General features: G+C 37.4%; 12 protein-coding genes. 9 read left to right on the top strand and 3 right to left on the bottom strand.

Annotated features, from left to right (window positions below; genetic code table 11):
- The coding region (locus C9J35_RS22270; RefSeq protein WP_153062986.1) for an IS110 family transposase at positions 1 to 739 on the bottom strand (739 nt) is incomplete at its 3' end.
- Between the two features lie 672 nt (positions 740 to 1,411).
- Here C9J35_RS22270 and C9J35_RS22265 point away from each other — a divergent pair.
- The 7 genes from C9J35_RS22265 (at position 1,412) to C9J35_RS23835 (ending at position 7,893) form a co-directional block, all read left to right on the top strand.
- Positions 1,412 to 1,882, top strand: coding sequence for a hypothetical protein (locus C9J35_RS22265; protein WP_107927007.1), 471 nt, complete (start codon positions 1,412 to 1,414; stop codon positions 1,880 to 1,882).
- Positions 1,883 to 2,041: 159 nt separating this feature from the next.
- Complete coding sequence (locus tag C9J35_RS22260; protein WP_054770033.1) at positions 2,042 to 2,407, top strand: hypothetical protein; 366 nt, start codon at positions 2,042 to 2,044, stop codon at positions 2,405 to 2,407.
- Between the two features lie 360 nt (positions 2,408 to 2,767).
- A complete protein-coding gene (locus tag C9J35_RS22255; RefSeq protein WP_107927005.1) occupies positions 2,768 to 6,274 on the top strand; it encodes a tape measure protein in 3,507 nt (1,168 codons plus the stop codon).
- Entirely contained in the window at positions 6,240 to 6,668 is a 429-nt protein-coding gene (locus C9J35_RS22250; protein WP_107927003.1) for a distal tail protein Dit, read from the top strand. Before C9J35_RS22255 ends, C9J35_RS22250 begins: the two co-directional genes overlap by 35 nt.
- Positions 6,665 to 6,862, top strand: a complete 198-nt coding sequence (locus tag C9J35_RS22245) for a hypothetical protein (protein WP_054770038.1) — start codon at positions 6,665 to 6,667, stop codon at positions 6,860 to 6,862. The genes C9J35_RS22250 and C9J35_RS22245 overlap by 4 nt, the downstream gene beginning before the upstream one ends.
- A 238-nt stretch (positions 6,863 to 7,100) precedes the next feature.
- A complete protein-coding gene (locus C9J35_RS22240; RefSeq protein ID WP_107927001.1) occupies positions 7,101 to 7,373 on the top strand; it encodes a hypothetical protein in 273 nt (90 codons plus the stop codon).
- A gap of 346 nt (positions 7,374 to 7,719) precedes the next feature.
- Positions 7,720 to 7,893: a hypothetical protein gene (locus C9J35_RS23835; protein ID WP_167396043.1), complete on the top strand. Its 174-nt coding sequence runs from the start codon at positions 7,720 to 7,722 to the stop codon at positions 7,891 to 7,893.
- Positions 7,894 to 8,065: 172 nt separating this feature from the next.
- Here C9J35_RS23835 and C9J35_RS22235 read toward each other — a convergent pair whose 3' ends face one another.
- Positions 8,066 to 8,785: a YetF domain-containing protein gene (locus C9J35_RS22235; RefSeq protein ID WP_107926999.1), complete on the bottom strand. Its 720-nt coding sequence runs from the start codon at positions 8,783 to 8,785 to the stop codon at positions 8,066 to 8,068.
- 177 nt (positions 8,786 to 8,962) lie between these two features.
- Between C9J35_RS22235 and C9J35_RS23830 the strand changes: the two genes are divergently transcribed.
- Both C9J35_RS23830 and C9J35_RS22230 read left to right on the top strand, forming a co-directional pair.
- Positions 8,963 to 9,103 (top strand): hypothetical protein, encoded by a 141-nt coding sequence (locus C9J35_RS23830; RefSeq protein ID WP_167396042.1) that lies wholly within the window; start codon positions 8,963 to 8,965, stop codon positions 9,101 to 9,103.
- 76 nt (positions 9,104 to 9,179) lie between these two features.
- A complete protein-coding gene (locus tag C9J35_RS22230) occupies positions 9,180 to 9,404 on the top strand; it encodes a PepSY domain-containing protein (protein WP_201262106.1) in 225 nt (74 codons plus the stop codon).
- Positions 9,405 to 9,871: 467 nt separating this feature from the next.
- Here the strand turns inward: C9J35_RS22230 and C9J35_RS22225 are convergent, their stop codons facing one another.
- On the bottom strand, positions 9,872 to 10,429 hold the full coding sequence (locus C9J35_RS22225) for a hypothetical protein (protein WP_235616406.1): 558 nt from the start codon (positions 10,427 to 10,429) through the stop codon (positions 9,872 to 9,874).
- Between the last annotated feature and the right edge of the window lie 333 nt (positions 10,430 to 10,762).

Here is a 10,762-nt window from a genome sequence, read left to right as displayed (position 1 = left end):
CAATATACATATTCAGACTGACGAGAAGGCTTTGATAAAGCGTTGACTGAAATGGGTTGCGTTCTGCAGCTACGATTAATACTTCAGCTCTTTCATGCGCCCAATTAAATGAACGTGCTTTACAATGTTTATCAATAAATTGTGCAATCTCTTCTATACCTGCGTCTAGTACTGATTCAGATGTAGGGTAGGACTGTAAAGTCCTTAATGAAATCTCAGCGTACAAATCACCAAAAACTCCTTTATACTCAGGGAAAACTTGATCTAATACAGCTTGAAATTGTAGCTTTGTTTGAACCATAATTCCCGTCATATTTTCGTGTTGCCTTGTCAGATGCCGAAGGTTTAAAAGCTGAATACCACGCTTTTTCTGAGGCTCTAAATCCTCTTTGTAATACAGTTCACCTAAGTGATAGGCATCAATTGCATCTGTTTTAGTTTTTCGTAAACTAGAGCTTTTCGCTCGGTATGAAACGAGCGGATTGACGATAATGACAATATATTCTCTAGCTTCTAAAAATTGTACAACTGGGGCATGATAGTGACCTGTTGATTCCAATACAACAGGTGGTTTTAACCCTGTTTGACGCTCTAAATCTAGTAAATAAGAGTGTAACTCTTCAAGTCCTTCCACCGTATGTTCAATCTTCACACTGCTTTTATAGGGCATTTTTTTATCCAAGAACATTTGAACCTGACTTTCACCTTTTGCGACATCCAGACCTACTACTGGATTCATAGTTTATCTCCTCCTCATGTAGTGTATTGACCGGTAACCTCTATCTAGCTTGTTATTCATATCTTCGCTTGTTATACGGGATCACTATGTCCCAACCAGCCTAATCATGTGTTAACAAGTAGAGGGCGAACAGTTTAGTTGTCGGGATCAAGTCCCACGGGAGCTTCCGTTCTACCCCGGCTACTATCAATCTATAAATTGAATAAAAAATAGTCAACCAGATTTCTCTGGCTGACCTTATAATCCGAACGGAGGCATTAGTTTAAGATCATTGGGTTACTTAGGCAGCACTTTTTTCTTGTTCAACTAAAAGGGCAGCATTCCTGTAATGAATAAAATTAATTATGTAAAATCAACATAGTTTGTGAAAAAACGTACTTAAACTCCCATGAAAGAACTTAATCATCTTTCATTTTCTGTGGTGAAGTGCTGATTTTTGCGCTTCATGGATGGCTAACGGGGTGCTTTAGTTGAAGAAGAGCTACTAAAAACAAACTAAAACTTAATACTAAATTACCCAGAAAGAAAGCATATTGATTAATCTTTATTCAATATGCTTTCTTTTCATTTACTATAGAATATGATCTTTAGAATTACTTTAAATAAAACTTTACGCCTAAACAACACCCATACGGGGGTGTTGTTATTTTTTATGAAATCGGAGGAAATCACATGAAAATACAAAAGGTCGAATTAAAGGAAGTAGAAATTGTTGAGGTCGACGGGGAATTTGAAAGACGTTTTGTAAATGCAAAAGTACATCCTGCCTTTTTAACAAATGCTGCGGTAAAAAAAGGCTATGACATGGGCTTGTTAGCGTCTAGTTTATTTGAGGATTTATTGAAAATAAAAGGATTTGAAACACTTATTTCTCAAGAGGATGAGGGAAATTCACTTGAATTATTGAATGCATTCGATGAACAAAAATTAATAGCTGTTATTTATTTAGCAGTGCTTGGCGCAAATAAAAATTTAGGATTATCTTTCGAAGAATTTTTAGACGTGTATCATCAACCTTTAACTGAAACGATTAAACTTTATGCCACTTTAATAACGGGATTACTTGCTGAATCGAATGAATTTGCGCAAGCATTACACAAGCAAACAAAGAAATCTAAAAAAAAACACCGCTACCAAAGCTAGTTATCAAGCATGTGGAGGATTTATATACCCTCTATGTATTAATAGCAGACATCGACCACGAAACCTTTTGGCATAGCCCAATTGCAGCGGTAGAGCGTATATATGCAAACAAACTAGCGTTCGACGGGTGGAGTAACAGCTTGATAGGAGAGTGATGATGTGGCAAATAACAGCAATGAAGTACAAATAACCTTTAAGGCATACAACCAAGAATTTAATAAATCAGTGACGGAAATGAATAAAGAAACAGCGTCATTACGTCAACAGATGAAGCTCCAACAAGAGCAGATGAAGCACAACGCTACTGATTCTGAAAAGCTGAAATCAAAATTAGGCAGCTTGCAACAAATATATGAAGTGGCACGCAGAAAAACAGAAGCAACCGCAAGGCAGCTAGAAGAAGTACGAGCATTGTGGGGAGAAAATTCAGAAGAAGCGAAGAAGCTTGAGACACAATTACGTAGAAATCAAATTGCCGAACAACAAGCAGCGAACGCTATTACAGCTACACAACAAGCATTATAGCGTGCGGAGCAAGCGCAAGCAGACCAAACGCAATCTTTACGACAATTAGAAAATTTATTTACAGTCACTGGCCAATCGGTTAGTGATTTTTCTGATTTACTGGGCCGTGATTTAACTAGAGCGATTCAAAATGGATCAGCAAGTGCCAATCAATTAGATCGAGCGTTTACTCAAATTGCTCAAGCTACACAAGGCGCATCCGCAAATGTTAACGAGGTCCGATATGCATTATCTCAATTAGATAACGGCGCAAGTATTGAAAGCGTACAAAATAATTTACGAGCCTTAAATACCGTTTCACGTACAACGGCAGATGAAGTAAAAAGCTTACAGCAAGCTATGCGACTACACCAAGAAGGAATGAAACATACAGCTACTGAGTCGCAAAAGTTGGAAGCTAAATTAAGTAGCTTAGAAGCTATCTATGCAGCTATGCAACGTGAGACACAAGAAACTGCACAGCAGTTACAAGCCGCAAGAGCAGCATACGGAGAAAATTCAAGGGAAGCACAACAGTTAGAAGCACAATTACAACGTAACCGTATAGCACAACAACAGATGGCCAATACGATTACTGAAACTCGTCAAGCCATTGAAACACAAGAAAGAGCGTTTAATCAATTACGTTCATTAATGCAAGTCACAGGCCGATCCGTCAACGAGTTTGCGGATGTTATCGGTGCTGACATAGTTAACGCGATTAATCAAGGGCACGCAAGTGCGCAGGATTTGGACCGTGCCTTTGAGCAAATTTCACGCGCAACACAAGGCACATCCGCAAATATAGATGAGATTAGACGCGCATTATCCAGATTAGACGGTTCCAATATCGAAGAAATCCGACGTGATTTGGAACGACTTGGTGAAGACGCAAACGAAGCCGAACAAGAAGTGAATGGGCTTACGGATAGTTTAAAGTCTATGGCAGGCGCGGCGGTTGTAGCCGTGGGTATTGGTACAGCTGTGTCAGAGGCACTGGATAGTGCAAGTCTAGATACATCCATTAAAATTTCTTTTGATGTACCTGAATCGTCAAAGGATACTGTACGTCAAGCAGTTAAAGATGTGGAAGTGTATGGCGTTGATGGAGAGGCAGCATTAGAGGGTGTACGCAGACAATGGGCGCTTAATAAGGATGCAACAGACGAAGCAAACCAAGAGGTCGTAAATGGTTCAGCTGTGATTACCAGGGCTTACAGTGGCATTGATTTTACTGAATTGATTCAGGAAACCAACGAGGTTGGAAAAGCACTTGGCATTTCGAATATCGAAGCAACCAATTTAATTAATCGCGTACTAAAAATCGGTTTTCCACCTGAACAGCTAGATATTATTTCAGAATATGGTGTGCAATTAAAACGAGCGGGCTACAATGCGCAAGAAATCGAAAATATATTAACAAGAGCGTCTCAAGAAAAATCCTGGAATATTGACAATTTACTAGACGGATTAAAAGAAGGACGTATTCGCGCGGTTGAAATGGGTCGTGGCGTAAGTGAATCCATGAAAGATGCCATTCGAGACGTTGTTGGTCATACACAAAAAATGTCCGACGAACAGTTTTCCACAATGCAAGCCGGATTTACAAAGCAAGAAGATGCGCTTTCGAGATCATTAAGCAATCAAGAAAAGGCGCTTTCTAAAAGCCATACCCAACAACAAACTGCACTGTCAAAAAAATTAGATCAAGAGTATAGCGCTGTATCTAAAAATTACGAGACTCAAATACGTGGTTTAGAAAAGAAACTCAACGCAGAATATGATGCAGTTGTAAAAAATTATGAGAAGCAACAAAGAGCCTTAGAAAAATCGTTAGAAGTTGAAGTGCGGGCGTTTGAAAAAGCATCCGAAGAAAAAATTAAAATCATCGATAATGAATATAAAGAGCGCATGAAGTTGATCGATGAAGAAAAATATAATCAGTTAAAAGCTTTAGATGCTCAAATCAATGCACTTAATGCAAAAACCGAAGCCGAAGAAAAAGCAATTAAACAACAAGAAAACGCCCAAAAACGTTCAGAGTTGTCGTTGCGAGTAAATAATGCAAAAACAGGTGCAGAACGACAAGAAGCTATGCGCGCTTTACGGGATTTCGAAGAGAAGTTACGTATCGATAAGGTACGAGAAGAACGTAAAGGGCAAATTGATTCTTTAAAAGAACAAAAGGACAGCGTGAAAGAAGCATCTGATGCAAAAAAAGAAGCCCTTAAAACGGAAATTGATGAACGTAAAGAGCAGCTAAAAGAGCAAACAGATGCCGAAAAGGAAGCTTTAAAAGAACGACAGAATGCCCAGAAAGAAGCTTTTCAACAACAGAAACAAGAAGAATTAAAAGCACTTAGTGAATCGAATAAAGCACAGATTGAAGCCGCTAGAGAAGTAAATAAAGTTAAATTAGATGCGTTAAAAGAAGAACATAATAATCGCAAGCAAGCGTTAAGCGAACGACTAACGAATGAAATGGACGCTGCACGAGAAGCGCATAAAGCAGAATTAGAGTCCTTTAAAGCAATGAATGCTGAAAAGATGGCCATAGCGAAAGATCCACCCGATAGCGCAGCTGTACAAGCTTTATTTTCTCAACTGGAAGGTTGGGGAAAAGCTGTTGCAAAAGGTGGAGAAGAAGGCTCTAAAGCATTTTCCGAAATGGCACAATGGCTGTCACGGATTGAAGATGCTACTTTACGCGAAGCCATAGGAGTAGAGATTTTCGGAACGATGTGGGAAGACCAGGGTGACTCCATTGTTAGTGTGTTAAAGGATGTAGCAAGTGGCCAAGTGACTGTAGCGGAAGGCCAAGAGAAAATTCAAGAAATGACCGATCAACTCGATTCGGACCCAATGACGGAGCTAAGGCAAGCTGTAGATGTAAAAGAGGCACTTCACCCATTGTTAGATGTCATTGCTAAAGTAGTCGGTGGGATTGCTAGTTTTGCAAAAGAAAATCCCGTCTTAGTTTCTACCATTGTTGGAATTATAGGCGTGACTGGCACACTTGGCGGAGCTGTCGTCGCCTTAATGCCGATTATAAACGGATTGATGATGTTATGGCCTGCATTGTCTACAGCGTTTAGCGTGGCATCTGGCGCTATTGTTGCAGCTATCGGTACTATTTCAGCGCCTGTTTTAGCTATTGTTGCTGTAGTGGCCGCAGTAGTTATTGCCGTTATTGCATACTGGGACGAGATATGGGCAGCCACAAAGAAAATATTTGGTTGGATTGGCGACTTCCTAAAAAAAATCTGGCAATGGATTTTGAAAGTTATAACCGAACCAGTAGGCCAAGCAGTAAAATTCGTAAAAGATAGCTGGGATAAAATAAAGCAATTTACTGATTTTAGCGAAACATGGAAGAAGACAAAAGAAGTATGGAATAACATTTTAACGGCAATCAAAACGCCTATCGAAAAAGCGAAAGATGCCGTTAAAAAAGCAATTGATGCCATAAAGGGTTTCTTTAAATTCGATTTTGAATGGCCAAAGCTGAAAGTCCCGAAATTTAAAATAAAAGGTTCTATCAATCCGTTAGATTGGTTTGGGGAAGGACTGCCCAAGATAGATATTCAGTGGCACGCAAAAGGCGGCGTCTTCAATAAGCCGACATTATTCAATACAAACTCTGGCTTACATGGTGTAGGCGAAGCAGGACCAGAAGCAATCTTACCACTAAATGAGCGTGTACTTGGCGCTATCGGGAAAGAAATCTTCGATGCAGCAGGTGGAGGAAGACAGGAACAACAGGTGATCCACAACAATTACGAACGTATGCTTGAAGGCGCTACGTTTGTTATCCGTGAAGAAGCTGATATTAAAAAAATAACACGTCAAATTTATGAGCAACAACAACGTGACAGAAAGGGGAAATAGTATGTGCGATGTAACTTTTAAAAATATCCATTGTTCGCAAGTGGGGCTAGAGGTGATGGATACCGAAAGGCCACTTTTTGGTGAGTTCAGCGATTCATTTATTAAGCTTCCTAAAATGAATGGCAGTGTAGTGATCGCAGATAACAGCGACGGGGATATTGAAATCCGTATACAATTTCTCCTTTCGCCGTTGCCGAATCAAACGTATTATGATGCTTGCCGTGCTTTACGTGCGTATTTTAAGTCTACGGACAAAGAACGATTGATATTTGATAACGATCAAAAATGGGCGTACATGGCCAAGTTTATATCGAGTGAGAATATTGAGCAAATCGTAAATGAAGGGCTGTTTTGGGCAACTTTTCGTTGTTCACCTGATATGGTGGCCGTATGAGCTATCGTATCATGGTTTTGAATAACAGCAGTTTAACTCTTATCGGTATGCTTGAAAATATCATTAACGCAGAGATTATAGAAGAAACTCAGAATAGAGAGCGCCCAGTACCGTTTTATAACTGGCTTAAAGAACGTGATAGTCGAGCAGAAATATGTAATGGACCAAATCTAGAAAACTGGATTGAATGGTAATCGCTATGAACTATAGGGGTTGGATAAAGTGGTTATTCCATTCGGTTCATAGCGATTCCCCCTTATAAATTTTAGTATTTACTAGCCAAGTTTAATTTAAACAAAAAAATAATTTTAAAAGTAGATATGTAAATAATTCGAGATACAAAAGAATAATCCAAAAAATGTGCAGTATAGTATTAGCTTGATTTCCAATACTAAACCTGTTTCAAAAATCTTAGGAAGGAGGTTTTCATAAGTGAAATTTCTTACATGGGGTGCGATAGGAACTGCAATTTTTGGCGTAGCTAGAGGGTTACAAAATGGTACTCTTCAACAATTCACAAAAAATATTTCGAATAAATTAAATCTACAAAACGCACAACAAATGATACAACCACTACAACAAATGACTCAGCCTTTGCAACAGATGAACCAATCTTCACAACAGCAAACAAATCAATCGTCACAACAGATGAAGCAACCATTACAAGCTGTAGCTAATAATTTGACTGGTAATTCATCAAAATAATAAGGTATAACTTTAATTCTTCTATAGACCTGAACAAATTTTGTTTTGGTCTATAAGTTATAAGGACCAATCGCTATGACTTTGAGGGAGACTTGCGAAAGTTCGACTGGGAACTTCATAGCGATTGGTAATACTTTTTCAGTATTTACATTGTAAACTTCATTTAGACTTGAAAAATATCCTATAGTTTGCAATGGAACTATTGATGGAAGTTTTAAGGGATATTTTGTTCCCTTATATTATTTTTTTAAATCTAACTCGGTATGCTGCAAAAAAATACCGTATACGTAATAAAAATTCAGACAATAATAAAGGGGAATAAAAATTCCTTAAATGAGGTGAATACATGAAAAAAATAATATTAGGTACGTTTATAGCGATACTATCTACTGGGTTATTGTTCGGATGTGGTACACCTAATGATGAACAGGAGCCAGATCCAACTGAAGAACCTTCTGAACAACAACAAGATCAAAATCAAAATGATAACCAAAATGGTAATCAAGACGATAACCATTAGTTAAGATTTTGCATTTAAAATAACGAGTGCTCCAGTTTAAATATCTCAGAAAAAGACCACTCCGTGATGGGGGGTCTTCTTTATTTCCTTATTATATATACGTTTTTCATTTATATGCCTATTCAACGGCGTCCTACTAAGTGTGGTCGGTCATTACTGATATAGCAAGGTGTTAAGGGCTTGAATGTCTAGCTTTATCCTTCAGGCTGATATATAAGGAGCCATTTGTTTGAACTTGAGCAAAATAGACATCTTCCACAGATTGAATATTTTGCTTTTTTAACTTTTTTATTAGCCAATCTTCTGTTAACTTAAGTTCTACTAGGTTTTCGTAAATAAGTTGGCCATCTGAAACCACTTCTGTTGGTAAGTAGGTTGGCGGTGATACATCTACTTTAACATCCTGTTTCGTAGCAATCTGTTCAGAAGTCTTTTGCAAAACACTGAGTTTACCATTTGGCTCAAGTAATGCATATTGAACCTCCTGTACAGAGAAAATAGCTTGTTCGCGTAACATCATTGTTAACTCATCCATATGCAGACGATTTTTCTTTAAGGCAGATTCTAAAATAAGTCCATTTTGTACAACTATAGTAGGCTTACCATCGATGAGGACACGAGCTTTCGTAGATTTAATGGTAACAATAGTCATTATATATGTTAAAACCCCCCACCAGACTAGTGCAATAAGTGCATCTAAAAAGTTTGTTTGAGCCTGTGATGCAATTTGAGCTGCGATAGAACCAAGTGTTATACCTGTTATATAGTGAAAAAAAGTGAGTTGACTAAGTTGTTTTTTTCCGAGGATTCTAGTTAGAATAAGTAGCACAAAAAAAGAAAATATAACTCTAATTATCATTTCCCAAAACTGCGTGTGGATAAAATCTCCCATACATAAATCACTCCCTTAAACTGGTGTCGAAAAATAGCTTGTGCAAAAATCTCCATGAGTATGCGACAATCACTGACAAATAAATCTGTAAAGCGATGCGAGGGGGTGCTTAATTCAGATAATCAATAAATAAATTGAAGACAAAAGGGAGGAAATAAATTAAAGTGTTTACCGGCTATGAAAATTGAAACAGAAAACTTTATTGCACAGGCTGTTAAGGAAGGTATTCAAGAATCGCATTTGAAAGATTTACAGAATGGTACAATGAAAACTGATTGTTTGGTTGGTTTGTATATTACTAATCAGCAAAGACGTTAGTAATAAAAAGTAATAACAGTTATCTTCGTTCTTGCATAATATAGGAGCACGTATGCAGAAAGAGGAGGATATAATTATGGTGATGCCTTCATATAGTCAAAGAATTACTCCACAACAAGCAATGCAGATTGCCGTGCAAAGAGTGCCTGGTCAAATCATACACTATGGCATGGATATGGAAAACGGTACATTAGTGTATGAAATATACATTTTGACTTCTCAAAATAAGATTTATGAAGTAGAAGTAAACGCAAAGACTGGTGTAATTCGAAAAATTGAAGAAGAGAATGACTTTGATTAAATCATCATTATTAAGACAAAGCCCAGGTACTCAATTAATTTTGAGCCTGAGCTTTTTTCTACTCTTCAATAGACCCTTACATTATCGTGGAAACCTTAGAGAAGATACTGTTTTTCTGATATAGTTTTAATAAAAGGATAGACGTACTACTGGAGATATAAACAAACTAAAAAGAAGACCTGTGATGGGGGTCTTCTTTATTTTCTTATTTATGTGTCTAATATTTTCTATAATTGGTTAGAGGAAAGAGACATTGTTTTTAAACAATATTAATTCCTGCACTTGCAGGACCTGCAAGAGTTTTATTTGAATCTCCTATTCTTAAGCCATGGAGCTAATAATCCTTCACGGCGATTCCGATTTATAATGAAATTGCCAGGCTACATAGAAGTGTTAGCCTGGCAACTTATATAGGTATATTATTAAAAATAAATGCAATATTTATGCCTTTATAATGGTAGCTTGAATTATTCAGCGCGTCTAATAGCGTCAATTTTTTGGCAGTCAATGACAACTGGTGTAGCTGCAGCAGCAGCATCTAGTTCAAGGAAGTATGCACAACAACTTTTTGGATCCAAGTTGATGAAAGTAAGACTTAAGAAACTGCCTCCACCTGATAGGAAAACGTCTACTAAAGTACCAGGCTCTAAGCCTTTTAAGAAGTTACAAGCGCAACCTTTGCAGCGGTGTTTGTCAGATTTCTCTTCTTTATATGAGCACTTTTCATCTTCATAGTAATAATCGTCTTTGTGGCCATAATCTTTGTCTTTTTTCTTGCAACGCTTTTTAACTTCCACGTCAACATCTACTTCGACTTCTACATCTACATCGATAAATACCTTTTCATGTTTGCGATGATGGCATTTGTCATGTTTCTCTTCGTGTTTCTTGTGGTCACACTTGCATTTATCATGTTTCTCTTCGTGTTTTTCACATTCACACCAACATTTGAATTTTTCATCTTTAGCCATCTTTTTGTTATAATCCCAATTCATATGTTTTCCGTATCTACTATCTTTCATCATTCAATCTCCCTTTTTGTAATTTTTTTTGTAATGCTAGCGCTAAGCCTTACACTTCTAATCTATGAATTTAAATGAAGGGTACGTGGTAATTTGACCCTACAAAAGAGTAAAAATAATTTATTTCTAGAAATGTTGAAAAATAAATGAATACCTAGATTAAAAGAAAGCTAGTGAATAATAATTTTAAATGGAAAGGATAGATAGACTGTAAGCCCGAAATAAAAAAATAAGCGCACCTTTTCGGTACGCACGACGAATGGCCATCTATCTGAAATTATTTCAAATAGATGGCTATTTTGCACATGTCGCTTGAATATTTTTCGACCAAGGCAT

The sequence above is a fragment of the Lysinibacillus parviboronicapiens genome (assembly GCF_003049575.1).
Taxonomy (GTDB): Bacteria; Bacillota; Bacilli; order Bacillales_A; family Planococcaceae; genus Lysinibacillus; species Lysinibacillus parviboronicapiens.
Note: the sequence above shows the minus strand (reverse complement) of the source record. Positions and strands in the feature narration are given on the sequence as shown.

What these genes read in the sequence shown, in the direction of transcription:
- C9J35_RS22245 (WP_054770038.1), top strand. Translation starts at nt 6,665, where the DNA reads ATGAGCTATCGTATCATGGTTTTGAATAACAGCAGTTTAACTCTTATC.
- C9J35_RS23830 (WP_167396042.1), top strand. Translation starts at nt 8,963, where the DNA reads ATGAAAATTGAAACAGAAAACTTTATTGCACAGGCTGTTAAGGAAGGT.
- C9J35_RS22235 (WP_107926999.1), bottom strand. Translation starts at nt 8,785, where the DNA reads ATGGGAGATTTTATCCACACGCAGTTTTGGGAAATGATAATTAGAGTT.
- C9J35_RS22265 (WP_107927007.1), top strand. Translation starts at nt 1,412, where the DNA reads ATGAAAATACAAAAGGTCGAATTAAAGGAAGTAGAAATTGTTGAGGTC.
- C9J35_RS22250 (WP_107927003.1), top strand. Translation starts at nt 6,240, where the DNA reads ATGAGCAACAACAACGTGACAGAAAGGGGAAATAGTATGTGCGATGTA.
- C9J35_RS23835 (WP_167396043.1), top strand. Translation starts at nt 7,720, where the DNA reads ATGAAAAAAATAATATTAGGTACGTTTATAGCGATACTATCTACTGGG.
- C9J35_RS22225 (WP_235616406.1), bottom strand. Translation starts at nt 10,429, where the DNA reads ATGATGAAAGATAGTAGATACGGAAAACATATGAATTGGGATTATAAC.
- C9J35_RS22255 (WP_107927005.1), top strand. Translation starts at nt 2,768, where the DNA reads ATGAAACATACAGCTACTGAGTCGCAAAAGTTGGAAGCTAAATTAAGT.
- C9J35_RS22230 (WP_201262106.1), top strand. Translation starts at nt 9,180, where the DNA reads ATGGTGATGCCTTCATATAGTCAAAGAATTACTCCACAACAAGCAATG.